The sequence below is a fragment of the Thalassotalea profundi genome, from assembly GCF_014653195.1.
In the GTDB taxonomy this organism is placed as follows: Bacteria; Pseudomonadota; Gammaproteobacteria; order Enterobacterales; family Alteromonadaceae; genus Thalassotalea_B; species Thalassotalea_B profundi.
On record NZ_BNAH01000004.1, the window covers coordinates 102,195 to 126,267 of the forward strand.

Genomic DNA, 24,073 nt, shown 5'->3' on the forward strand with positions numbered 1-24,073 from the left:
GCTATATCTAGTTTTACTTAGTAAATTCTATTTAAGCATTACTAATTGAGTGTGAAATAAAAGGAAAAGTTTATGGCTAAGGCAACTCAATATGTTTCCAAGGTTGCGGATGAACACGGTAATATTGATTGGAGTGATGAAGAAAATAAAATATGGCATGAGTTGATTACACGACAACTAGCTAATATTAAAAACACCGCTTGTGATGAATATAATGAAGGGTTAGCAAAGTTAAATTTACCCACAGATCGTATTCCTCAATTGGAAGATGTCAGTAAAGTACTACGAGAAACAACAGGGTGGGAGTGTGCTCCTGTACCTGCGTTGATAGGTTTTGGGGAGTTTTTCCGTTTGCTATCAGAAAGAAAATTTCCTGTTGCTACATTTATTCGAACAAGGGAAGAGTTTGATTATTTGCAGGAGCCTGATATTTTTCATGAAATATTCGGGCATTGCCCATTGTTAACTAATTCGTCATTTGCCGACTATACTCAGGCCTATGGTCAAATGGGGTTGAATGCAACCAAAGAGCAACGCGTATTTTTAGCTCGCTTATATTGGTTTACGGTCGAATTTGGCTTACTAGAAACTCCAAAAGGTTTACGTGTTTATGGCGGTGGTATTATTTCATCACCTACCGAAACTGAATATGCGTTAACCAGTGACAAAGTTGAACGAAAAAAATTAGATGTGCTTGATGTATTAAGAACACCGTATCGTATTGATATCATTCAACCTATCTATTATACGTTAACTAAAGTAAGTGACTTAGATAATATTAGAAAATATGAAGTCGAAGATATATTAGCATTTGTTGAACAAGCAAAATCACTTGGTCTACACCCTGCTAAATTTCCACCTAAAGAAGAACAAATTGCGAGCTAAGGAATATATTATGTCAGAATTATCAACTCAACAATGTGAAGCTTGTCATGTTGATGCTCCTAAAGTGAGCGAGGAAGAATTGCACCAGTTAATGTCACAACTGCCTGATTGGGTGCCTGAAGTGAGAGACGGAATTATGATGTTAGAGCGAGTTTATACATTTAAAAATTATAAACTTGCTTGGGCATTTGCAAACAAAGTATCAGAATTAGCGGAAGCAGAATTTCATCATCCTGCAATATTATTAGAGTGGGGCAAGGTTACAGTTACGTGGTGGACCCATGCTATTAAGGGATTGCATAAGAATGATTTTATTTGTGCAGCAAAAACTGATCAACTTCTGTAATATTTACTTACACTCATTAAATAAGCCCCCTATAATAGGGGGCTTTTTTTTATTGTAAGTATTAGTTTACAATAGCCAAAATAAATAATATCACTTAGTGATATCGCTGTAATTTGCCGTTTGAGGATACTTCATGCGTTTGGAAATTGGTTGTCAAGATCGTGTCGGTATAGCCCAAGAAGTTTTGATGATATTTGTTGAGCGAGAAATCGATCTCAGAGGAATTGAATTAAAGCGTCCAGGAAAAATTTATATACACATTCCAGATCTTGAATTCTCTGAGTTACAGTCTTTTATGCCGCGTCTTCGTCTAATTGACGGAGTTATTGATGTAAAAACTACACCTTTTATGCCGTTTGAACGCGAACGTCATGAATTAGAAACTTTAATTAAAACTTTTCCTGATCCATTTATTTCAATAGATGCTAAAGGCAATATCCGTATGATCAATACGGTTGCTTCTTTAACTATTGGTTGTAGCGAAAAAGAATTAATAGGCGATCAAATAGGTAATTGGCTAAAAGGCTTTAACTTCCTTCGTTGGTTAGACTCTAAAGAAGTACTTGCTCAAACTCGTCGAGTTAAAATCCAAGAAGATGATTTTGTGGCTGATATTATGCCCATTCATGTTTCTGATAGTGATGGTGAAGAAGTATTAGCAGGCGCTGTACTTATACTTAAATCTGAAGCGCGTTTAGGGCAACAAATTAGTGCCTTTAAACAAGCTAACGAAAATAATTTTGCCGGTATTCAGGCGAGCAGTGGTGCCATGCGAAAAGTGATCAGAGAAGCTAAACGCATGGCACTACTCGATTCTTCAATATTACTCGTTGGTGAAACAGGCACAGGTAAAGAGTTAATTGCTCGTGCTTGTCATGCGGCAAGTGACCGAGCTGAACATCCATTTATGACCTTAAATTGTGCTTCTTTACCTGACGAAGCTGCTGAAACCGAATTGTTTGGTGTTGGTGTACCTGGGGGCGTAAATAGTAAACGTGGTTTATTTGAATTGGCGGATGGCGGAACAATATTTCTAGATGAAGTAGGGGAGATGTCTCCTAAGTTACAAATTAAGTTACTTAGGGTTATTCAAGACGGTATATTTCGAAGAGTTGACGATGAAAGCGAGATCAATGTCAATGTTCGTATTATTGGTTCAACCAATCATGACTTATTAGCAATGGTGTCTCAGGGTAACTTTAGAGAAGATTTATATTATCGTCTAAATGTTTTAGGACTCAATATCCCTTCGTTGAGAGAAAGGCGTTCTGATATTATTCCACTAGCAGAATACTTTACGGCTAAATTTGGGCAACGAATAGGCAAGAGCGCCGTGAGTTTATCTGATGACTGCCGAGACTTTATAGAACATTATCCTTGGCCAGGTAATGTTAGACAACTCGAAAATGTATTAATACGAGCGGTTTCGCTAATGGAAGGTAATGTTGTGCTGACATCGCATTTACAATTACCGGCTTACACACGTGAACATGGCTATTTAGAACAGGAATTTGAAGGGACATTAGATGCTGCAGTGAAAAATTTTGAAGCTGATTTATTGCGTAAACTTTATCCTGCTTACCCTAGTACACGCCAACTGGCTAAAAAATTAGGTTTAAGTCATACAGCTATAGCGAATAAACTTAGAGAGTATGATATTAATAAAAAAACCGTTAAAATTTAATTCAATGGCCTTTGGGTTAATGAAGTAGCCTAATTAACGTTGATAAATTTATTGTTTTGTAAACATTCAAACACAAAAGGCCATACTTAGCTGTTATTAAGTTTATAGATAAGTTGCGAGTTTATTTTAATCAGATAAAATTTATTTTACTTTTTATTAACTTATCTTTTGCTTATGAAACTCTATGGTTATTGGCGTTCTTCGGCTGCATATCGTGTTCGCATTGCTTTAAATTTAAAGAAAATACCTTTTGACTCTCTTTCAGTGCATTTGGTTAAAAATGGTGGTGAACAACATAGTGATAGCTATGTAGAATTAAACCCGACCCATCTTGTACCGACATTAGTTGATAATGATATTGTATTAAATCAATCATTGGCGATTATCGATTATTTAGATGAAAAATACCCGTATGATTCGGTTTACCCTCAAGCGTTAGAAACAAAAGTGCAAGTAAAAGCAATGGTTTATGATATCGCTTGTGAAATACATCCTGTTAATAACTTGCGAGTTCAACAGTATTTAGTAAATGAATTAGCAGTATCTGAACAGCAAAAACTGGCATGGAATCATCATTGGATGGCATTAGGGTTCACTGCGATAGAAGCAAAGTTAGCGAAAACATCGGGGCTATATTGTTTTGGTAATCAAATTACCTTGGCTGATATCTGTTTAGTACCTCAGGTTTATAATGCTAATCGTTTTGCACTTGATATGTCACCTTTTCCCCTGATAAATGCTATAGTAAAAAGGTGTAATCAATTACCTGCTTTTATTGATGCATTACCTGAAAATCAACATGATGCAGCGTAATTTACACATAAATACTGAATAAATGTATCAAAATATAAATTGCCTATTGCAACTGTGTTGAAAAAACGTTGCAATAGGCTTGGTTACACTATGAGTATTACTCTCGTTCAGCGAGTCTTAAACAAGTCATTTTTATATAAATTCTCGCCTTAATTTTTCATTTCAATTAACGAATAGGTAAGTATGGAAAATTCATCTTCAAGTAAACAGAATAATAATTCTTCGTGGGTTATCGTAGCACTAGTGTTTTTAGTGGCTATTGCTGTGATTGGTTATTTTTATCAAAGCACGACTCCAGAGCCCGAGCCAATAAAAGAGGTATCAGTGCCTGAACCGGTTATTGTTGAAGAAGAGCCGAAAAATATTGAGCCAGAAATTGAGCAACCAGTTATCCCTGAACAAACGGTGCAAGAAATAACGCCTGAACCTGTAGAAGTTGAGCCTGAAATTGTATTACCAACGCTCGATGAAAGTGATAATTGGATCAGAGAAAAACTCCCTACTATTACTTGGCGAAATGAGCTATTAAAGCTTATTGTTGACGACGATATGGTTCGTCGCTTTGTTGTATTTACAGATAACTTTGCTAAAGGTGATATTGCCTATCGCCACAGCATTTTAGTTCAACCTACCGAGAAATTCTCGGCACAAGAAAATACGGAAGATGGTCAACAAATTTTAAGATGGGATGAAAACGTTAGTAAACGTTTTAGCTTATATGTTGATTTACTACGTACAATCGATAGTGACTTACTAGTACAATGGTATGTTGAGTTGAAGCCTTTAATTGACGAGGCTTATAGTGAATTGGGCTATGTCGATGAAGAGTTTACAGACGTGTTGCATGATGCTATCTCTCGTGTTCTTGATATGGAAATACCTAAAGAACAACTAGAATTAGTTCGCCCAAGCGTAATGTATAAATATAAAGATCAAGATATTGAACAGTTAACCGATGCTGATAAATTATTACTACGAATCGGTAAAGATAATTTGTTAGTAATTAAATCTGTTTTACTTGAAATTAATGAAAAGTTATCTAGAACACGAGAGTAAGAGTGAAATGTCTTACGTTTTACCTAGTAATGTACCTAAACGAGAAGGCCAATATTTATATCGCTTTTCAACTAAATTATTGAAGTGGCTGGGGTGGCGCATTGAAGGGCAATTACCTAATCGGCAGCAATTTATTATAGCGGTTGCTCCTCATACTTCTAACTGGGATTTCTTTTTAGGGGTCTTAGTTATGTTCAGGTTGCAACTTAAGGTAAAGTTTTTAGGTAAACACAGTATTTTTGTTTGGCCGGTAAAAGGACTGCTTACACGCATTGGTGGTATACCTGTTGAGCGTAGTCATCGTCATGGCGTTGTTGGTCAAATGGTTGAATATTTTGACCGTAAAGAACCCTTAGTGTTAGCACTTGCGCCTGAAGGAACTCGTAGTAAAGTTGAACAATGGAAAACGGGATTTCTTCAAATCGCTTATCAAGCTAATGTACCAGTAGTACCAATAGGTTTTGACTTTAAGAAAAAAGCGATTGTTATAATGAAGCCTGTAGTTGTTGATGCCGATATTGAGCAAGCAAGAATAGACTTTCAACAACTATTTAGTCAGGTTTGTGCAAAAAATCCACACTTAGCTTAATATCTCCTAATTATCCTTGCAACCCGTTATTGTATTAGCGATAATCAGCGCGGCTATTTAGTGTAGCCAATCTATGGTGACCCTTTCGGTCCCTTCGCAATGATACTCTGTGAACTCGGCCAGGTCCGGAAGGAAGCAACCGCAGCAGACGACTCATGTGCCGGAGTGTGGCTGATTGGGTTGCCACCCAATCTCTTTAAAGCAATAACTTACACATCTTTTAGCTACTTGCTACATATTCACACCTGATCTTAATCCAATTAATACCATTATTAAAAATAAAAAAAGTAAAAACTTAAATCGCTATTTAAAAAAACAAGTGCTAACTTTATGCATAATAATTATGATTTAGCGATCAAGTCGCTTTATCAAAATCTCAATAATAAAAATAGAGTTTACAGTTTGAATATACCAGATATCCCTAATAATCATGCGCTTATAATGTTACTCATCACTGTTGTTGCGCTATATTTTTTTCGACGTGATGACATTCCACTAGAAACATCTTCATTAGCTGTACTTGTTGTTTTGTGTTTAGTGTTTACTGTTTTTCCTTTTGAAATAAACGGTAACCATTTAGAGCCTGCATCGTTATTTTTTGGTTTTGGTCATGAGGCATTAGTTACCGTATGTGCTCTAATGATTATTGGACATGCATTAGTTAGAACTGGGGCCTTAGTGCCTGTAGGGCGTAGTTTAGCTAAACTTTGGAAAATAAGTCCTACGTTGTCGTTATTAATTACTTTGATTATTGCCGCTACTTTAAGCGCGTTTGTTAACAATACGCCAATTGTTGTATTGCTTTTACCCATTTTAACCAATGTGGCTTTGCGAACTAATACTGATACCTCTCCGATGTTATTACCTATGGGGCTGGCTACTTTGGTGGGGGGAATGACGACGACTATCGGTACATCTACTAACTTACTTGTAGTCAGTGTTGCCAGCGATATGGGACTTCCGAGAATGGGAATGTTCGATTTTAGTTTACCCGCTGTTATTGCTGGGGTTATTGCTATTGCTTACTTATGGATAGTAGCTCCTAAACTATTACCGAAAAGATCTCCTTCATTACCAGATACTTCACCGAGATTATTTAGCGCCTATTTGAATATTAATGAAGATAGTGTCGCTAACGGAAAGAAGGTGTCTGAAATTTTAAAACTCACAGATGATCAGATGAATATTGAGTCCATTCAACGTAGCCCTGATTACCGTAATATAGTTGCTCTACCTGATACGATAATTAAAGAAGGCGATCGTATCCATGTTAAAGATTACCCAGATCAATTAAAAGAATTTGAATCGGTTTTACAAGCAACGCTTTTTTCCGGTAGTCAGAAAGTTGATGACGATAATCCTTTAAATGCTGAAAAACAAATGCTTGCAGAAATCGTCGTTATACAAGCATCAGGACTCGTGGGCAAAACCCTAAAACAAGTACAATTTGCTCGACGTTATGGCATTTCCGTAATTGCATTGCATCGTGATGGTAAAGCAATGGATATAGGTAGAAGAAGCATAGGGCATATTCCAATTCTTACCGGTGATGTGCTATTAGTTCAAGGTGACGGTGAACAAATTACAGAGTTAAAGGAGAGTAGAGGATTCTTAATTATAGATGGAGCGTCTGATCTGCCCCAATCAAAAAAAGCACCCTTAGCTTTACTAACTTTGTTCTTAGTGATTGCTTCCGCAGCCGTAGGCTTATTACCGATAGCGATTAGTTCTATGTGTGGTGTTTTAATTTTATTAGCCACTAAGTGCATAGATTGGAGCGAAGTATCTTCAGCTTTAAGTTCTCAAGTAGTCTTAATCGTAGTCGCATCATTAGCTCTAGGTTCCGCTATGATGCAAACTGGAGGTGCTGAATACATAGCTCAATTATTTGTTGCGCTCGCTTTTGATTTACCCCCTGCAGGAATATTATCAGCATTAATGCTAATGTTAGCGGTATTAACTAACATTGTTTCGAATAATGCTGCGGCAGTTATTGGAACGCCGATTGCAATTTCAGTGGCAAGTCAATTAAATGTCCCCGTTGAACCCTTTATTTTAGCGGTACTATTTGGTGCAAACTTAAGCTATGCGACACCAATGGCATATAAAACCAACATATTAGTGATGAATGCGGGGGGATATCAGTTTTCAGATTTTATAAAAGTAGGTTTGCCTTTGATATTGTTGATGTGGGTGACATTATCATTTTTATTAAGTTGGTTGTATTTATAATCTGAGGCATTGAAAAATGTTGCTTTAAGTATTTTTAGACATACATTTTTGCGATAATTTATCAAAAATAGGGATATTTACTGACTAAATCTTGCACTTTTATAGAAGTTATATATTTTTTATAGTTTTTAACTATAAAGCCTTATTTTAGTTATGGTTAAATACTACTTAATTGTCATATAATAGCGGCAAAGTAATAACATTAAAGAGATTAAAATGGCAGCATTTGGTACTGTTTTTATGCCGCAGATGATTCAAGCGCGCTTTTCTGACAATGCTTGGAGTGAAACTAGCGTTGTACCTTCGGATAAAATTGAATTACACCCTGGGGCACATGTACTTCATTACTCAAGCACGTGTTTTGAAGGGTTAAAAGCGTTTCGTCATGAAGACGGCTCTATCTATCTTTTTCGTATGGATGCCAATATTGCTCGAATGAAACAAAGCTCAGCTTTATTAAGCTTACCAGCGTTTGATGATGCGATGCTTAAAGGCATGATAATTGATATTGTTCGTCAGTTTGCTGATGAAACTCCATTACCCCCTGGTTCCATGTACATTCGCCCAACGCATATTGGCACTGAAGCAGCCATTGGTAAAGCGGCTGTTCCATCATTGAGCTCATTACTTTATGTCTTACTTTCACCTGTAGGAGACTACTTTGCCGGCGGTTCAACCGCATTACGTATATTGTTAGAAGAAAATGGTATGCGTTGTGCTCCGCATATGGGCATGGTGAAAAGTGGTGGTAATTATGCTAGTGCTTTAGCACCAATTTCAGCAGCTCGTGAAAAATATCAAGCCGATCAAATTTTATTTTGTCCTGGTGGAGATGTACAAGAAACAGGAGCAGCAAATTTTATTTTGATTGATGGTAATGAAATTATTACTAAAGCGCTTGATAGTACATTTTTGCATGGTGTAACTCGTCATAGTATTTTAACTATAGCTAAAGATTTAGGTATGACAGTTACAGAAAGAAACTTCACAGTAGATGAGCTACTTGAACGTTCAGCAAAGCCTGGCACTGAAGCGGCACTTTCAGGTACTGCAGCAGTATTAACACCTGTGGGTACTTTTATTCATAACGATAAAGAATACAAAGTGGGTAACGGTGAAGCCGGACCAACAACCATGCGTTTGCGACAAGCATTGAATGATATTCAATGGGGTAAAGCGGCTGACACGCACGGCTGGTTAACTAAAGTAGACGTTTAAATCCACTTCTAAGTATTACCATTAGTTAGCGCCTACTTTAGATTAAATGGTAGGCGCATACTTTTAATAAAGTTCAATAACTTTCCTACTGACTGCTATACTATATAGCTGATTTAATTCTTATTTCTTCAAATTTTTGAGGTTTAGTCTAAATGTCATTTTCAATGTTTACATTGTGTGATCCCTTATTAAAAGCTATCACCGAATTAGGCTACACCCAGCCAACGGCTATTCAGGAAAAAGCGATACCGAGTATTTTATCTGGCCAAGATGTTATAGCGGCCGCACAAACAGGCACAGGAAAAACTGCTAGTTTTGCTTTGCCTATATTACAAAAATTAAGTGCATATCAAACGGGTAAAGAACGTAAATTACGTGGCAAGCGTATACGTGCTTTAATATTAGCGCCAACGCGTGAGTTAGCGGTACAAGTTGAAGCTAGTATTTCGGCATACGGAAAATACGTAGAGTTATCTTCAATGGCGATATACGGTGGTGTTGATTCAGATGAGCAAAAACAACGCTTAATATGGGGTGTCGATATTGTTGTTGCAACGCCAGGCAGATTACTCGATTTAGCCCATCAACGCGCCTTACATTTTGATGAACTTGAAGTATTCGTATTGGATGAAGCCGATAGAATGCTGGATATGGGCTTTATTGACGATATTAATAAAATTATTGAGCGTTTACCTGTACAACGTCAAAATTTACTCTTTTCAGCCACTATTTCTGATGATGTGCGTGCGTTAGCCAGAAGGGCTATTCATAATGATGCCATAGAGCTTGCTATTAAGCCTGATAAAGCGACGAGTGCAAAAATTGATCAATGGTTAGTAACCGTCGATAAAGGTAATAAATCAGCTTTATTAAGTTATCTGATAAAAGAACGGCAATGGCAACAAGCCTTAATTTTTATCGAAACTAAACATGGAGCGGCGAAGTTAGTCTCACAACTAGAAAAACGCGGCATTCATGCTGAGTCAATTCATAGTGGCAGAACACAAGCGGTGCGTGAGCAAATATTGACACAATTTAAAGCAGGTAAAGTAAAGTTTCTCGTAGCAACTGCAATTGCCGCGCGTGGTATCGATATTAATGATTTAAGTCGTGTTGTAAATTATGACTTACCTGATCAACCTGATGACTACATTCATCGCATAGGCCGGACAGGTCGTGCTGGTGCTAGTGGTGAAGCAATTTCTTTCGTGGCAAAAGATAATTTTAGAAACTTATGTGCTATTGAAAGCCGTTTAGGTCATATTATAGAACGTAAAGCATTCGATGAATTTCCTGTTAAAAAAACGGTGCCTGTTTCTATTTTAAATTATGTACCTAAACATCAACGCAGTAACTAATATTCTGTTATATAAATCATAGTTAATCAGTATATAATTCTGGCATTATTTTATTTCCAATTAGATTTAAGGTGTATTAATGAACCCAATAATTGCATTATTAAAAGAACAAAATGTTAATGACAAACAAATTAAAGAAGTATTTGAAGCATTAACTGAAAACCCTATTATGGCGATGAACACTGTTCAGCAATTAGGTATACCTCAAGATAAACTACAAGCGCTTATGATGTTGTTGATGCAAAACCCTGATTTAATTAAAGAAGCGGTTGATGAACTAGGTTTGGATTTTAGTAAAGTAGAGCAAGCGAAAAAAACCTTACAACCTTAAATTCTTTTTGGGGCGAATGCTAATCGCCCTACAAGAAATTTTTTGATATACACTAATCAATTATAGTTTCCTTAGTGCCTTGCACTATGTTGCTATCATCAGTATCCTACGCGGCTTTCACTTAGCTTAATGGTTCTAAATTAACATGATAGGTTTTGATTACGGCACATCAAATTGTGCCGTGGGTGTAATGAAAAATGAGCAACCTGAAATAGTTACTTTAGGTGAACATGGTCGTTTTATTCCTTCAACTTTATATTCGCCAAGCAGAGATATCATTTCACATTGGTTATATCAACAACTACCTGAAACCGAGAAAGTTACTTTCAAACAACAGCGTTCTTTAGTCTTACAAAAAGGACAAAGTGTTGCTCGTGAGCTTAATTTAGATGGAATTTCACCTGAACTGTCTTTTGGAAAATTAGCCTTACAACAATATTTAGAAGAGCCTGATGAAGGTTACTATATTAAATCACCTAAATCTTTTTTAGGGGCTAGCGGTTTATTACCAGTACAAATTAACTTATTTGAAGATATTGTTGCCGCTATGATGAGTAATATCAAAAACTTAGCAGAACAAAATCAACAAACTGATATCACTAAAACTGTGATCGGACGCCCCATAAACTTTCAAGGCTTAAAGGGTGAAGAAAGTAACCGCCAAGCGATTGGAGTACTGACTAATGCCGCTAAACGTGTTGGTTTTAAGTCAGTTGAATTTCAATATGAACCGGTGGCTGCTGGTTTTGAATATGAAGCAAGCTTAACTAAAACACAAAAAGTATTAGTGGTTGATATTGGTGGGGGAACTACCGATTGTTCAATGTTGCTAATGGGTCCTGAATTTATTAATAGCATTGATCGAAATAAGCAGCTGCTTGCGCATAGTGGTATAAGGGTTGGTGGAAATGATTTTGATATTCAATTGGCACTCAAAGGTATAATGCCAAGCCTAGGAATGAATGATTTGCTTAAAACGGGGAAGCCGATGCCTGTAAATAGCTTTAATCAAGCAGTTGCAATTAACAATGTTAATGAGCAAACTGAGTTTTATCGCCCCAGCAATCGACGTTACTTAGAGCAACTACAGCGAGATGCTGCTGATCCTGATACCTTTGCACGTTTAATTAAAGTACATGATCATAAATTAAGCTATCGTCTAGTTAATGGCGCAGAACAAGCTAAAATAGGGCTAACGAAAAGTGATGTTCAGCCAATAGCGTTATTCGATATTGCTGATAATTTACAAGTGGATATTTCACGATCGCTTATGCTTGAAGCAAGTACTAGTCAACTTACTCAAATTGCTAATATGATGGAAGAAGCGGTTAATCAGGCAGGATGTAAGCCCGATGTGATTTTTGTTACCGGCGGTACGGCAAAATCACCCGTACTAAATCAATTTTTATCAGCACAGATGCCTAATACGCCAGTGGTGATAGGAGATCATTTCGGTAGTGTAACAGTAGGTTTGGCACGTTGGGCGAAGCGAATTTTTGCATAATATGATTGTTGTTTATCTACTACCGCTTTAGGGAAACAAATGAGTAATAAAGTATCAGATGAAACTAAAGAGCAAGCGATTAAAGTTGCCAAAGGCATTCAGAAAAAAGGACAAACAAAAGATCAAACTAAGTTAATCGCTCAAGGTATTGAAAAGGGAATTGCTGAGTATAAAAAGCAACAAAGTAAAAAATCTCGCGAAAGGGATAAGCAGCGTAAAAAAACAATGAAAACTCAGCAAGAACTAAAACCTGAGCTTTCTCAACCCAAATCCGTAAATAACGTTGTTAACTTGTTGCCTTGGGGACTACTTGTGTTCAGTTGGCTAGGTTTTATTATTTATATCAATTTGGTTTAACTATAAACAGATAAAACAACGCTACCAGTTAACTAATTTAGGAAATTTAATGTCAAAGTTCTTTTATAGAGGTACACCCGATGTGATGGGAAAGTACGGAAAAAGTGGTTACCAGCCTAAAAATAACGTGAAATTAGGCTCTAAAGCCAATCCACTTTCGTTAGTTGTGGCAACTGAAGAACGTAAATTAGCGGTTGAACAAATAATCACAGAAAATGAATTAGTTGCTATTATTAACGTTGATTCTGAGCAGGATGAAAATATTGAAGCATTAGACTTTGTGTTGAACCTACCTAAAACCCAACGTTTTGAAAAAGTACCAGAGCGAAATGCGCCTTGCTCATGTGGTAGTGGTAACAAATATAAAAAATGCTGTGGTTAACGCATAAAACAACCGTAGTAATCGTCAGTTAAAATAAGCTGACAATGACTTTGACAACTTTAGGAAACCTAGAATGAAAGCACCTTTATTTGACGACATTATTAGCTTATCTCAAAATATTGCTAATGCATCTGCAAACGAAAATGATAATGCGCGTGAATTAAATTACAAAGCACTTATTAAATTGTGTGCAAACAATGAAAACACACCGAAAGATCATCCGCTACAATGGGAAGCCTTAGCCGACTTTACTCTGGATAGTGAACAGGCAATAGATATTTATCAAAAAGGCTTAGATTGCGCACAACGTTTGGCACTTAACAACTCAATCGCCTCAATTTATTTATCGATGGCTATGCGTTATCAAGAAATGGAAGATGTAGAAAAAGCCAAATCTTACAGCCAAATGTCACTTGAGTTAGTTGAACAAGTGAGTAATGAAGATTTAAAAAACGACATTATAGAATTTGCAAATAGTCAAAAATAAACATTATTATTTTCTAATAAAAACCTATGATTTACAATTAGTTAAGCTGTTTTACTAACTGGTTGTATAATAACTTGTTTGAATTGATTAATTCTAATACAATCAATACCGATATATAAGGAAATGTATCGGTTGAATTCCTTTCTTGTTTCTTATTATCTCTAAATTTCGCTTGCTCTCTTATTATTAGTTAAAGGATTTAACGATGAATAAACAAGTAAAAGTATTAAGTTTTTTTGCATTTCTCCTTATTTTCATTAGTGACTCCTCCCTCGCTAATACCGTTAGCGACAAAGATATATACCGTTATTTGACTTTATCTGGTGCAGAAAAAGCATTAGCAAATATTCCTGCTCAAATAGAATCTATGGGGCAACTTATGCAGGTAACAGGTAAAGATACAGAAGCAAGTCAAAAAATAATGAATAGAATCATTTCTCATTGGCAACAAGATGAAATTGAAAAACAAGTATTTGATTATGTGAAACAAAATATTAGTACAGAGCAAATGAAACCTATTTTGATATGGTTAAATACTGATCTTGCTCGAAAGGTAAAACAAGCTGAAGCTCAAGCGTCTGAGCCCAATTTTAATCAAGAAATAATGAATTATTTAGTAGAGCTTGAAAGAAACCCGCCTTCTGCGACGCGTGTTACTGCTATTAATCAATTTATTGAAACAACACGAGTTGTTGAGCATTCGATAACACTGGTCATGAGCGTTGCCGAGGGTCTTACAAAAGGGCTCGTTATTGATGCTAATGAAAAGGGGAATATGGAATCGGTAAGTAAAATTAAAAAGCAACTTCAGGATATGGAATCTATGCTTAAACCTGCACTTGAACAGCAAATGATCATGGTGTCTTATTTTATTTATCGAAATATAAATGATAAAGATTTCCAGAAATATAGCGAGTTCTATCAACAAGAATTAGGACAAAAAGAAATTAGTCTTATGTATAAAGCTATGGGAGCGGCAATAGTCTATTGGGCTGATAGTATGTCAAAAGAAATGTTATTAAAGTAAGCAATGTATAGATTTTAATTTAGCGTACCAAGATGTCTTTTTATACATAAAACCAAATCATAAAAAAATGACAGGCAGCACCCGCTAATACAAACAAATGCCAGATTGCATGATTAAAAGGTATTTTATGATTGAGATAAAAATAGACCCCAAACGTATAAAAGCCGCCGCCAGCTGCTAATAAAATCAAGCCGCCCAATGCAAGCAGTTGATATAAGTCACTGATCACGATAAGTGAAATAAATCCCATACCTAAATAGATTGATACGGATAAAATTTTATATTTAGCGCCATACTTTAATTTAAATAAAATACCTGCAATGGCAATACCCCACACTAAAGCAAACATTCTTAAGCCGATGTCGCCTTTAAGGGTGATAAGAGTAAGCGGTGTGTAGGTGCCAGCGATAAGAACATAAATGGCACAATGGTCAACTAGTTTAAAAATTCGTTTCGCATGTTCGCTTTTAAAGCCGTGATACAGGGTTGATGCAAGGAATAGTAATATTAAGCTACTTCCATAAACAGCAAAGCTTGTTGTTTTTATCCAATCATCATCAACAATTGCCACATTAACCAATAATATTAAGGCAAGCACACTGAGAAGAGCTCCAAGGCCATGGCTTATGGCATTAGCACGTTCTTCAGCGGGTGAGTATTGTGAGGTTTGACTTGTCATTGTGAGTTACAGCTTAGAAAGTTTAGTGTACACGTGTAAGCTTAAATAATAACAGACAAGTCTTAGACAATAAAGCTAATGTGTTAGACAGAATAAATTGTGCATTTTATTTAGGTGCATTCTCGTATGGGTTTGCGGGAACTGAGGTTGATTTGTTACGTTCATTCTTTTTAAAATCTGAAGACTTTCTATCGTTCCTAGCACTTGAATGGTTAGTTTTCGAATGTTGATTATTAGAGCGAAAATTAGTTCGCTCTTTTGGCGTAGGCGCTTCGCCAAGAATCAGTACTATAGGTTCTCTCGGCTTTTGATGTAAAGGAATAACTCGTTTACGAGGTGTTATTTCGTATTGAGTATCATCAGCCTTAGGTAAGTTTTTATAAGTATATAAATAAAAACGCTCCATTTTTTCACGTGCCCATTCCGTTTTTTTGAGAAATTTTAGACTAGTGGCGATACTCGCTCTGTTTTTAAAACAATTAATATTGGTATATTCCGCTAAAATTTCAAAACCATAATGATCAACTAGCTCAGTTAAAAGAGTCTCTAATTTTAGACCATGCAAAGGGTTATTTAATTGTTCGTCAATAGTACTCATAAAGGCTTAACTGTTAATGCTGATAATTAGCAATTATATACTATTTTAATTGTTCAGGTGCTGTTGATGGCTAGGTAATTTAAAACCGCCTTATAATAAATCATTTTACTTGCTTAATGTTTTATAACCACTATAATACACGTTGCTTGTTATTTCTCCTCTCAGTATGATGAGCAACTATCCATCGCGATAGCATTGTGTATTGCCTTTCCTTGATCCAGTCAGTCATCACTAAAATTTGTCAGCTTTATTTATACAATTTTTAATCAATTAAATTTTGATCTTAGTGAATTAATTAATAAAGCTCTGTAAAAGCCAATTGGCTAGTTAAATGTGAGTTTTTATGTCTTATATATATGGTGGAACACAGATCCACATAGTACGCCCAGTGCGTTCAATTTCTGTAAACAAACAAAATGTGGTTGTTAGAGACCAATCAGGCTCAATGCGAGTGAAATTTACTAATGTAAATGAATCTAAGCAGTTCTTGGCTTGGTTATATCAAAGCTAATACGTTAATTTTAATTGTACCGATGCCAGTTAACTTCAGTTACTGGCATTTTATTTTTAACTTACAGTTCATTTTACCTTGAAAAACTAACAGATCTTAGCATTTACACATTTTCTTATTTACCAGCTTCCGAACATTATTATTGATTATTGCTTCGACATTCAACAGTTTTACTCTCGCACTTTTTTTATTTAAGAATAAGCAAGTTAGTCCTTTTTTAATATTTCTATCTAACCAGATGAAAAATAATACTAAAGCTAATAATAATAAAGGCAAATAAACTAAGGAATAAACGATCTCACCATGGTGGATTACGTTTAATACAATGGGGGTTAGTAAAATAGTGATGGCTACTATCCGATAAAATATCATTATAGTTCGAGATAACATGTTTCTTCCCTAAAATTTATAAGACGCTTTTAATATCGATATATTAATCATCGCTAAAGCTATCTTCAAAGGGATTATATTCACACTATTGGTGAATGATATTCATCTATTGGGTTTAGGTTGTTAATTATTTTCTAATGGTTTCATATTAGGAGATTGAATTAACCAACGTAAAAAACATTGTATGTCGTGTCTGTCTTTATCTTCTTCACGATAAATAGCATATAAAGACAGCTTAAAAGGAAAGATTTGTTTGAATGGATTGACAAGTATTTTGCGTTCAATAAGCGAGTTTTCAATTGGCATCATTGCGAGAGCTAAACCCAGACCTTGTTCTGCAGCATGTAGTGTGGCTTCGTAATTATCAAACGTTAAGTTGTGCTTAAAAGTCCTTTCTTTTATATCTGCAGCCTTTGCCCATGCTAGCCACATATCATCCATATAAGATAAGTCGATTAACGGGATCTCATTAATTTGACTTGCCTGTTTCAATTGGTATTTCTCAGCAAATTTAGGAGAGCATACAGCGGTAATATTAATATCTAGTAGTTTTTTATTTATGGTGTTAATTGCGTCACCATGACCAACTCTAATGGCTAAGTCAAATTCCTCATCGCGTAAATCTACAAGATTCATACTGGTTGCTAATCTAATGTCTATTTCAGGGTGTGCGTTTTGAAATAAACTGAGTTGTGGAATAATCACGTTACTCGCCATGGTAGGAAAAGTGTTGATCTTTAAACTAGGTGATGAAAATTTATTTTTTACCTTTTTAGTACCAGAATCAATGATTGTTAATGCTTGCTGTACAGACGAAAAATACATTTTTCCCGCTGAATTTAAACTTACGCCTCTGCTTTTACGTATAAATAATGGAAACCCTATGTGTGCTTCAAGTGTCTTAATTTGGTGGCTGACGGCAGAAGGCGTTATGAATAACTCAGCACTGGCTAGTTTAAAACTTTCGTGACGAGCACTTGCTTCAAAAATAGCTAATAAATGTAATGGAGGAATATGTCTTGCCATAATCTTGCTTATCAGTGTAATGCTTAATTTTATTATATATTCACCATAAACTATTTTTATAAATAGGTGAATAAAATTTATGTAAAGTGACCGTATATTAAATGTGAATTTGGCTTGAATATTATCTTCTTAGCGGCGAAAATAACGCTAAATGTTAGTAAAAATAAGCCGATATGAAAGAAAGTGCATACCCCATAGGTCGTCCAGGGAAAAAATGGGATACAAATGAGAAGCAGCAATGGCTGTCGCAACAACACATTAAACGTAATTACTTAGAAGAAGTTGTTGGTAAAATTCAAGCATTAACAGAATGCTTTGACATAGTTCAATATGGGGCACTTTCATATGATGAAGCTCGTTACCCATTGTTTGTATTAAGGTCGTTAAATTGGGATGTTAATAAAGCAACAATATTAGTGACTGGTGGTGTCCACGGCTATGAAACGAGTGGTGTACAAGGGGCTATTCGATTTGCTGAAACTCAAGGGCAACATTATAGTCAATTTTTTAATATACTTGTGGTGCCATGTATTAGTCCATGGGGCTATGAAACGATTAATCGTTGGAACCCTAAAGCTATTGATCCTAATCGCTCTTTTTATCAAGATAGCCCCGCCGAAGAATCTGCATTAATAATGCAATATATCGCATCACTTAATGTTGATATTAAAGTGCATGTTGATTTACATGAGACAACAGATACCGATAATTCTGAATTTAGGCCGGCTTTAGCTGCTCGTGATGCCGTTAGCCATGATATATGGAACATACCGGATGGTTTTTATTTAGTTGGAAATTCAACAAAACCTATGGCTGATTTTCAACAGGCTATAATTTCGTCTGTAGAAAAAGTTACCCATATTGCCCCCGCAGATGAAAGCAATAAACTCATAGGTGAGCCATTACAGCAATGGGGAGTTATCAACTATGCCGCTCGTGAATTAGGGCTTTGCATGGGGTTTACTGATGCTGCTTATGTAACTACCACAGAAGTTTATCCAGATAGTCCAAACTCTGATGATGAAAGTTGTATTTTAGCGCAAGTTGCTGCAATTACTGGCGCACTTAATTTTGTTCTTGATAAAGGCTAATTCATTAAGTGTAAAATCTTCGCTAATAAGTTAATCTTGCATTAATTGTAAGTCGTGTTATTTTCGCAATATAAATAAAATTTAAGGTAATAATTGTGCCAAAAGCAAGTGATATAAAGAAAAATGCAGCTATTGAATATAATGGCAAAGTCGTAATTGTTAGAGATATTGAACGTTCAGTACCACAAGGGCGTGCAGGCGGCAGTTTATATAGAATGCGTATGTACGATGTAGTAACCGGTGGAAAAATTGACGAAACCTTTAAAGCCGATGAAATGCTTAACTTTGCGGATTTAAGCCGTAGACCTTCGATGTTTTCATATATAGATGGCGAAGAGTATGTATTCATGGATAATGAAGATTACACGCCATACAACCTTAATAAAGACAGTATTGAAGAAGAAATATTGTTTATTAATGAAGAAACTCAGGGCTTACAAGTCATTATTGTTGATGGCACTCCGGTTGGTGTTGATTTACCGTCAAGTGTTGAATTAGAGATTGTTGAAACTGACCCATCGATTAAAGGTGGCTCGGCAACGGCACGTACTAAACCTGCAATTTTATCTACTGGTTTAACAGTACAAGTACCTGAGCACATTTCTGTTGGTGATAAAATTAAAGTAAACACCGAAGAAAGAAAGTTCATGGGGCGTGCGGATAAATAATCACGTAAGTTTAGCTTATCTTTGTTGATGTAAATTATGAAAGGGTCTGTTATTAATAACAGACCCTTTTTTTGGTTAAATTATTGCTTTAACTAAAGGTAGCTACTTGCTTCAGTTAAGGTTTAATGTTCGCAATACTTATTGAAAAATTTAAGCATAATAGTTGACATAGCTCGGTGTTAATTCAACCAATTTTTGATAAGTTTCAGGGGAGCCAAGGCCATTATTTCCCCAACGCATTGCCAGTTTATATGAATCTGATTGTTCATCATTTAGTTTTACAATATCCATTAAAATATCCTTGTCGCTTTGCCCCTCAGTTCGACCTTGGCGAATTAGTTCCTGTTCTTGATTCAGATAATTATTCATTTCTTCTGCCACTTGGCTGCTTAAACGCTTTACCCTTCCAAGTAATTCATTTCCACTTTCGTTATTATTGGCATTTATAATTCGGCTCATATCAATGCCAATTAATGATGGCATTCTTCCTGTTAAAGAGTTAACTCTTGCTGTTAGTCCTTCTGGAGTAGCGTTTTCAATAAACGAGAGTAAATTCTTTCTATTATCAGAATTATTAACTATGACTTCAGGTGCTTTAATGTTATTCACCGTAGTTTGTTCAACTTTACTGGTATTGTCATAGGTATATGAGGGGATTTTTTGAACGGCATAGTTTTGTTAACTAATTGAATTAATCATTTTATTTTCCCTAATATTTATTTGAAAAATTTGGCAAGCAACCTTTTACGTAAGTAATGAAGCCAAAAGTAGTTAACAGAAGATAAAGAGCAAGTAACATACCAAAGAGTCCACAGCTGATATTTCTAACCTTTGCTTTTCAGCAATGGGTATTTATTGGTTAATAATACGGCAAGAAGTAACGCAGAGTCTTTTATAGCGGCAATGATTTGCCAGTTAATTAATTACAGTTAGCTAAGAAAGCTAATGATTTTAGGTGCTTTTTAAACACTACTAGTGAGGAGTTGTGATGGTGCGCTTTTTGCTTTCTGTAGATATTCATCACTTAATCGCCAAGATTAATATTTACTGAGAGGGTAAAATGGAAGTCACTAATACCAGTTTTCAAGCCTATTCACAAAACGTAGAACAATCGAGTAAACCGAAAAGCAACAATACGTTTTCTGAAGTATTTGCCAGTTATAAAGCAGTGAATGCTGTTGCTGGGACTGAAAAAACAAGCACCGATGCTGTTTTTTCAATGAATACTAATAAAGGTAACCAAGAAGATATTAATTTAGATGAATATCTTACACCAGGACCACGAACAGAAAATGTGAGTTTAGGTGATGTGTCGATACTTCTTCCTACCGCGCATAATATTGATACTTTATCAAAGTACTCGCAAGCCGAGTTCAAACAGTTATTGGAACAATATAATATTCCATCACCAGCCACTATCGAGTTTGATAATCATGGCCAAGTTGTTTTACCTGCTGATTATGCTTATTCAGACCAATTAAAACAGGCTTTTACTGAAAACCCAAAAGTTGAAAATGCGCTACGAACCACTGCCGCCTTAGCGAGCCATTATGCTGGTATTATGGAAGGGCAACCCTTTCGAGATGAAATGTCTACGGCAAGAAGCCAAGCAGATAGAAATAGAATTATTGAAAAATACAGTTATCTATTCGACGATAATCGCCCAGGTAAACACATTGTTTTAACCTTCTTAGACGACGGCAATATGCTAGTAGGTGAAAAGAAAGTTTAAGAACTGAGTATGAGTAATTTGATTTAGAGATGATATCCATATCATTGTCCTATCTCTTAAGGAAGGTTGCTCGAATTTTGTCTTTTATGTTGTTTGATAATTACTTGAAAAAAGTAATAAAAACTGTCAGCTTATTATGATATTTTTATTGACGCTAAATCGAGCGGAGAGATATTTTGGCTGGTACAAGTTTACTCGCATTAATTGATGACATTGCAACCTTATTAGATGATATAGCGGTGTTATCGAAGGTAGCCGCAAAAAAAACAACAGGTGTTTTAGGAGATGATTTAGCCTTAAATGCAGAACAAGTATCAGGTGTTAAAGCTGAGCGGGAATTACCTGTCGTCTGGGCGGTAGCCAAGGGGTCTTTTTTAAACAAACTTATTTTAGTCCCTTCTGCATTACTCATTAGTGCCTTTGTCCCTGCACTTATTACCGTGTTATTAGTTATTGGTGGTTTGTTTTTATGCTTTGAAGGTTTTGAAAAGATCTCACATAAGTATTTGCATGCAAATGAAGACATTGAAAGTGCGCATCAAGAAAAACTGAAAGCCTATGCAGATGAAAAAGTCGATTTAGTCGCGCTAGAACAAAATAAAATAAAAGGGGCAATTCGTACTGACTTTATTTTATCGGCAGAAATAGTGGTTATTGTGCTTGGCACAGTCCAAACCGCTCCATTTATTACCCAAGTGTTAGTCTTGTCAGCTCTAGCTATTGCGATAACCGTTGGTGTTTACGGATTAGTTGCGGCCATTGTTAAATTAGACGATGTCGGGCTGTATCTATTAAGAAAGTCGGTAACAGGCCGCTTTAATGTTTTACAACGCAGCGTAGGTAGAGGTTTATTGATTTTTGCACCTTTTCTGATGAAAACTTTAGCCATTGTAGGCACTATCGCCATGTTTCTTGTAGGGGGCGGCATATTGACACATAGTTTTAGTTGGCTACACCATCAAGTGGAAACTATAGTTACAACAGCAAACGCATTTGTGGGAGAGTTGGCTAACATGATACTTCCTATCGTTGCAGACGGAATTATCGGTATCATTGCCGGTGGCTTAGTATTGTTGCTTATAACACTAATACAAAGGTTGAAGTTAAAAGTTACAGTATCATCATAAAATTAAAGCATTTATTAACGCATACTATTTAAAAACCTAAAATTAACAGACTTCAGAGTTGAGGAAATACAATGGCATTAACAGCACTTGATTACGCAAAAAAAGCCGAGCAACTTTGCGCTTTACCTGACGTGTATTTACGATTAAAAGAAATACTCGACGATGAAAAAACCAGCTTAGATGAAATAGCAGACATTATTATTTTAGACCCTGCTTTATCGTCTACTTTACTTAAATTAGCCAATAGTGCCTTTTTTAATTTTCCTCGTGAAATAGACTCAATCTCACGCGCTTTAATGGTACTTGGCATTAAAGAAGTGAATAACTTAATTAATACTTACGGGGTCACTCAAGCATTTGCCAATGTTAATGAACATATTATTGATATGGATCGCTTTTGGGAAGTGAGTGTTGATTGTGCATTACTATGTAAGTATCTAGCAAAGAAGAAAAATATTCCTGAAGCCGATGGCTTATTTTTATCTGGGTTGCTACATAATGTCGGTACGTTAGCCATGATGCAAAGTGAAGATAAAAAGCTACAATATTGTGAGCAATACGACAGTGACGAAACCCCGTGGCAGCGCCAACAAGATGTATTTGGTTTTACTTTCGCTGAAGTAAGTGCTGAACTTTTGTGTTTATGGCAACTACCTGAAAAAATTATTAAACCAATAAGAGAATACCATCAAGCTTATAGCCAAGAACTATCACCCACTAGTTCATTGTTGTATATCACGTCACGTTTAGCATTAATTAATTCACACCCAGGTATGTATTCAAAGAAAACTTTTTTAGGTAAGCATTTAATGGATGATTTAGACATTACGATGGATGAAATTAATGAAGCCATTGATTTTTGTAATGGTGAAGGTTTAGCAATTATGTCGGCATTAAAATTGAAAAAGTAAAAAGGAGATGGTGTTAAAGAAAAGGCTAGGCTCTATCGATCTCTTGTTTGATGGGGATATTCGTTGAAGAATTGATAATAGTCTTGTGCGAAGCGACCTTGATTAACTACGCCATAAGTAGTAATTATTTCTTTAATTGATTTATCCTTTTTTACTTTTAAATCATGATGAATTAATTGTAGCCTTCGCTTGATTATATACTGTTTAGGCGACATTTTTAATATTTCCATAAAGCTATATTCTAAGCTGCGAATACAGCAAAAACTTGCTTTAGCTAGCGTTGGGATTGTTATTTTGAGTGTACTATTGGAGTGAATATATTTTAATGCTCTATTAACTATAGCTAATTGCCTTGGCTTGTTTTTTTCTTCTATATTCAATAAAGGGCAACCTAAAAAACTCAGGGAGAGTAACTGACAAAGTGACGCTATTAGCCTTTCTTGAATATCAAACACAGCTTGATAACTTAATAATTGGCTTTGATTAAGTAAGTTTTCGATTATTAAACACAAATGCTGTTGATGATTTTTAGGGTTAATAAATTTTATAGGTTTAATCGCTTGTGTTTCTATTGTTTTTTTTAAAGTGTCTACATTTTCTCTTCCGTAATACTCAGCTAACTCTTCAGAATTGATGATAATTACATAATATTTTTGACTATTTTTAGGGACGTTGAATAACATCTCTTGGTTGTTAGCAAAAATAATAGGTTGATTAGCATCTATTAAGTGTCCATTAATTGATACATCATGATTATTGTTAGGTAATATAATATAAAAACAATCTTGCTTTAACATCGTATGAAGTCGAAGTCCCGTACTAATAAAGCGATCGCCAACAATTAATTTTGGTAATTGTAATTCTCTATACTGACACAAAAATTTTCCAGAGGTAACTTGCGTTGCATAGATATCTAATTTTTTCAATTTACTTAGGTATTCACCAAGGCAAGTATATTGTAAATCTAACAACGCTTATCTCCGCTTAGCCATTTGAGTTGAGTGATTATGTCATTCAACTAACCTAAGTCAATTCAATGTAGTGTACATTTTGCGCACAAAAACATCACTA

26 protein-coding genes and 1 other RNA gene are annotated in these 24,073 nt (G+C 35.6%); 22 read left to right on the top strand and 5 right to left on the bottom strand.

Annotated features, from left to right (window positions below):
• Positions 1–72 precede the first annotated feature (72 nt).
• The 16 genes from phhA (at position 73) to IE155_RS06055 (ending at position 14,269) form a co-directional block, all read left to right on the top strand.
• Positions 73–885, top strand: coding sequence for a phenylalanine 4-monooxygenase (gene phhA, locus IE155_RS05980; protein WP_189377282.1), 813 nt, complete (start codon positions 73–75; stop codon positions 883–885).
• Positions 886–895: 10 nt separating this feature from the next.
• On the top strand, positions 896–1,231 hold the full coding sequence (locus IE155_RS05985; RefSeq protein ID WP_189377284.1) for a 4a-hydroxytetrahydrobiopterin dehydratase: 336 nt from the start codon (positions 896–898) through the stop codon (positions 1,229–1,231).
• 133 nt (positions 1,232–1,364) lie between these two features.
• Positions 1,365–2,915 (top strand): transcriptional regulator TyrR, encoded by a 1,551-nt coding sequence (gene tyrR / locus IE155_RS05990; protein WP_189377286.1) that lies wholly within the window; start codon positions 1,365–1,367, stop codon positions 2,913–2,915.
• 174 nt (positions 2,916–3,089) lie between these two features.
• A complete protein-coding gene (maiA, locus tag IE155_RS05995) occupies positions 3,090–3,728 on the top strand; it encodes a maleylacetoacetate isomerase (protein WP_189377288.1) in 639 nt (212 codons plus the stop codon).
• Positions 3,729–3,911: 183 nt separating this feature from the next.
• A complete protein-coding gene (locus IE155_RS06000) occupies positions 3,912–4,784 on the top strand; it encodes a DUF3014 domain-containing protein (RefSeq protein ID WP_189377290.1) in 873 nt (290 codons plus the stop codon).
• A gap of 7 nt (positions 4,785–4,791) precedes the next feature.
• Positions 4,792–5,373 (top strand): 1-acyl-sn-glycerol-3-phosphate acyltransferase, encoded by a 582-nt coding sequence (locus tag IE155_RS06005; RefSeq protein ID WP_189377293.1) that lies wholly within the window; start codon positions 4,792–4,794, stop codon positions 5,371–5,373.
• Positions 5,374–5,456: 83 nt separating this feature from the next.
• Positions 5,457–5,553: signal recognition particle sRNA small type (ffs, locus tag IE155_RS06010), an RNA gene on the top strand.
• 150 nt (positions 5,554–5,703) lie between these two features.
• A complete protein-coding gene (locus tag IE155_RS06015; RefSeq protein WP_229817082.1) occupies positions 5,704–7,605 on the top strand; it encodes an SLC13 family permease in 1,902 nt (633 codons plus the stop codon).
• Positions 7,606–7,806: 201 nt separating this feature from the next.
• Positions 7,807–8,823 carry a branched-chain amino acid aminotransferase gene (locus tag IE155_RS06020; RefSeq protein ID WP_308433817.1) on the top strand — a complete coding sequence of 339 codons (1,017 nt, stop codon included), beginning with the start codon at positions 7,807–7,809 and terminating at the stop codon, positions 8,821–8,823.
• 152 nt (positions 8,824–8,975) lie between these two features.
• Positions 8,976–10,181 (top strand): DEAD/DEAH box helicase, encoded by a 1,206-nt coding sequence (locus tag IE155_RS06025; RefSeq protein WP_189377297.1) that lies wholly within the window; start codon positions 8,976–8,978, stop codon positions 10,179–10,181.
• A gap of 79 nt (positions 10,182–10,260) precedes the next feature.
• Positions 10,261–10,512, top strand: a complete 252-nt coding sequence (locus IE155_RS06030; protein WP_189377299.1) for a DUF2999 family protein — start codon at positions 10,261–10,263, stop codon at positions 10,510–10,512.
• Between the two features lie 145 nt (positions 10,513–10,657).
• Positions 10,658–12,016 carry a molecular chaperone gene (gene yegD, locus IE155_RS06035; RefSeq protein WP_189377301.1) on the top strand — a complete coding sequence of 453 codons (1,359 nt, stop codon included), beginning with the start codon at positions 10,658–10,660 and terminating at the stop codon, positions 12,014–12,016.
• 39 nt (positions 12,017–12,055) lie between these two features.
• Positions 12,056–12,373, top strand: coding sequence for a DUF2956 domain-containing protein (locus IE155_RS06040; RefSeq protein ID WP_189377303.1), 318 nt, complete (start codon positions 12,056–12,058; stop codon positions 12,371–12,373).
• 49 nt (positions 12,374–12,422) lie between these two features.
• A complete protein-coding gene (locus tag IE155_RS06045; RefSeq protein ID WP_189377305.1) occupies positions 12,423–12,755 on the top strand; it encodes a PBPRA1643 family SWIM/SEC-C metal-binding motif protein in 333 nt (110 codons plus the stop codon).
• Positions 12,756–12,828: 73 nt separating this feature from the next.
• A complete protein-coding gene (locus IE155_RS06050; protein WP_189377307.1) occupies positions 12,829–13,242 on the top strand; it encodes a hypothetical protein in 414 nt (137 codons plus the stop codon).
• Between the two features lie 205 nt (positions 13,243–13,447).
• The gene (locus tag IE155_RS06055) at positions 13,448–14,269 is read left to right on the top strand and encodes a hypothetical protein (protein WP_189377309.1); all 822 of its coding nucleotides are present in this window, start codon (positions 13,448–13,450) and stop codon (positions 14,267–14,269) included.
• 40 nt (positions 14,270–14,309) lie between these two features.
• Here the strand turns inward: IE155_RS06055 and trhA are convergent, their stop codons facing one another.
• Entirely contained in the window at positions 14,310–14,948 is a 639-nt protein-coding gene (gene trhA / locus IE155_RS06060; protein WP_189377311.1) for a PAQR family membrane homeostasis protein TrhA, read from the bottom strand.
• Positions 14,949–15,054: 106 nt separating this feature from the next.
• Positions 15,055–15,546: a VF530 family DNA-binding protein gene (locus IE155_RS06065; protein ID WP_189377313.1), complete on the bottom strand. Its 492-nt coding sequence runs from the start codon at positions 15,544–15,546 to the stop codon at positions 15,055–15,057.
• Positions 15,547–15,889: 343 nt separating this feature from the next.
• Between IE155_RS06065 and IE155_RS06070 the strand changes: the two genes are divergently transcribed.
• On the top strand, positions 15,890–16,057 hold the full coding sequence (locus tag IE155_RS06070; protein WP_189377315.1) for a hypothetical protein: 168 nt from the start codon (positions 15,890–15,892) through the stop codon (positions 16,055–16,057).
• 513 nt (positions 16,058–16,570) lie between these two features.
• Here the strand turns inward: IE155_RS06070 and IE155_RS06075 are convergent.
• Complete coding sequence (locus tag IE155_RS06075; protein ID WP_189377317.1) at positions 16,571–17,473, bottom strand: LysR substrate-binding domain-containing protein; 903 nt, start codon at positions 17,471–17,473, stop codon at positions 16,571–16,573.
• Positions 17,474–17,646: 173 nt separating this feature from the next.
• Between IE155_RS06075 and IE155_RS06080 the strand changes: the two genes are divergently transcribed.
• Together IE155_RS06080 and efpL are read left to right on the top strand one after the other, a co-directional pair.
• A complete protein-coding gene (locus IE155_RS06080; RefSeq protein WP_189377319.1) occupies positions 17,647–18,564 on the top strand; it encodes a M14 family metallopeptidase in 918 nt (305 codons plus the stop codon).
• A 95-nt stretch (positions 18,565–18,659) separates the two neighbouring features.
• Entirely contained in the window at positions 18,660–19,232 is a 573-nt protein-coding gene (gene efpL / locus IE155_RS06085) for an elongation factor P-like protein EfpL (RefSeq protein WP_189377321.1), read from the top strand.
• 150 nt (positions 19,233–19,382) lie between these two features.
• Here the strand turns inward: efpL and IE155_RS06090 are convergent, their stop codons facing one another.
• On the bottom strand, positions 19,383–19,841 hold the full coding sequence (locus IE155_RS06090) for a hypothetical protein (RefSeq protein ID WP_189377323.1): 459 nt from the start codon (positions 19,839–19,841) through the stop codon (positions 19,383–19,385).
• Between the two features lie 451 nt (positions 19,842–20,292).
• On the opposite strand from IE155_RS06090, the gene IE155_RS06095 reads away from it, so the two are divergent.
• From IE155_RS06095 to IE155_RS06105, 3 genes are all read left to right on the top strand, one after another.
• Positions 20,293–20,964 carry a hypothetical protein gene (locus IE155_RS06095; RefSeq protein WP_189377325.1) on the top strand — a complete coding sequence of 224 codons (672 nt, stop codon included), beginning with the start codon at positions 20,293–20,295 and terminating at the stop codon, positions 20,962–20,964.
• Positions 20,965–21,140: 176 nt separating this feature from the next.
• Complete coding sequence (locus IE155_RS06100) at positions 21,141–22,091, top strand: DUF808 domain-containing protein (protein ID WP_189377327.1); 951 nt, start codon at positions 21,141–21,143, stop codon at positions 22,089–22,091.
• A gap of 71 nt (positions 22,092–22,162) precedes the next feature.
• Positions 22,163–23,002, top strand: coding sequence for an HDOD domain-containing protein (locus IE155_RS06105; RefSeq protein WP_189377329.1), 840 nt, complete (start codon positions 22,163–22,165; stop codon positions 23,000–23,002).
• Positions 23,003–23,034: 32 nt separating this feature from the next.
• Here the strand turns inward: IE155_RS06105 and IE155_RS06110 are convergent, their stop codons facing one another.
• Positions 23,035–23,973 (bottom strand): AraC family transcriptional regulator, encoded by a 939-nt coding sequence (locus IE155_RS06110; RefSeq protein ID WP_189377331.1) that lies wholly within the window; start codon positions 23,971–23,973, stop codon positions 23,035–23,037.
• Positions 23,974–24,073: the final 100 nt, after the last annotated feature.

Coding starts and splice junctions, on each gene's coding strand:
- IE155_RS06030 (WP_189377299.1), top strand. CDS start 10,261: ATGAACCCAATAATTGCATTATTAAAAGAACAAAATGTTAATGACAAA.
- phhA (WP_189377282.1), top strand. CDS start 73: ATGGCTAAGGCAACTCAATATGTTTCCAAGGTTGCGGATGAACACGGT.
- IE155_RS06025 (WP_189377297.1), top strand. CDS start 8,976: ATGTCATTTTCAATGTTTACATTGTGTGATCCCTTATTAAAAGCTATC.
- IE155_RS06075 (WP_189377317.1), bottom strand. CDS start 17,473: ATGGCAAGACATATTCCTCCATTACATTTATTAGCTATTTTTGAAGCA.
- maiA (WP_189377288.1), top strand. CDS start 3,090: ATGAAACTCTATGGTTATTGGCGTTCTTCGGCTGCATATCGTGTTCGC.
- IE155_RS06095 (WP_189377325.1), top strand. CDS start 20,293: ATGGAAGTCACTAATACCAGTTTTCAAGCCTATTCACAAAACGTAGAA.
- IE155_RS06015 (WP_229817082.1), top strand. CDS start 5,704: ATGCATAATAATTATGATTTAGCGATCAAGTCGCTTTATCAAAATCTC.
- IE155_RS06050 (WP_189377307.1), top strand. CDS start 12,829: ATGAAAGCACCTTTATTTGACGACATTATTAGCTTATCTCAAAATATT.
- IE155_RS06080 (WP_189377319.1), top strand. CDS start 17,647: ATGAAAGAAAGTGCATACCCCATAGGTCGTCCAGGGAAAAAATGGGAT.
- IE155_RS06105 (WP_189377329.1), top strand. CDS start 22,163: ATGGCATTAACAGCACTTGATTACGCAAAAAAAGCCGAGCAACTTTGC.
- IE155_RS06065 (WP_189377313.1), bottom strand. CDS start 15,546: ATGAGTACTATTGACGAACAATTAAATAACCCTTTGCATGGTCTAAAA.
- IE155_RS06045 (WP_189377305.1), top strand. CDS start 12,423: ATGTCAAAGTTCTTTTATAGAGGTACACCCGATGTGATGGGAAAGTAC.
- IE155_RS06040 (WP_189377303.1), top strand. CDS start 12,056: ATGAGTAATAAAGTATCAGATGAAACTAAAGAGCAAGCGATTAAAGTT.
- IE155_RS06070 (WP_189377315.1), top strand. CDS start 15,890: ATGTCTTATATATATGGTGGAACACAGATCCACATAGTACGCCCAGTG.
- IE155_RS06055 (WP_189377309.1), top strand. CDS start 13,448: ATGAATAAACAAGTAAAAGTATTAAGTTTTTTTGCATTTCTCCTTATT.
- trhA (WP_189377311.1), bottom strand. CDS start 14,948: ATGACAAGTCAAACCTCACAATACTCACCCGCTGAAGAACGTGCTAAT.
- yegD (WP_189377301.1), top strand. CDS start 10,658: ATGATAGGTTTTGATTACGGCACATCAAATTGTGCCGTGGGTGTAATG.
- IE155_RS05985 (WP_189377284.1), top strand. CDS start 896: ATGTCAGAATTATCAACTCAACAATGTGAAGCTTGTCATGTTGATGCT.
- tyrR (WP_189377286.1), top strand. CDS start 1,365: ATGCGTTTGGAAATTGGTTGTCAAGATCGTGTCGGTATAGCCCAAGAA.
- IE155_RS06000 (WP_189377290.1), top strand. CDS start 3,912: ATGGAAAATTCATCTTCAAGTAAACAGAATAATAATTCTTCGTGGGTT.
- IE155_RS06005 (WP_189377293.1), top strand. CDS start 4,792: ATGTCTTACGTTTTACCTAGTAATGTACCTAAACGAGAAGGCCAATAT.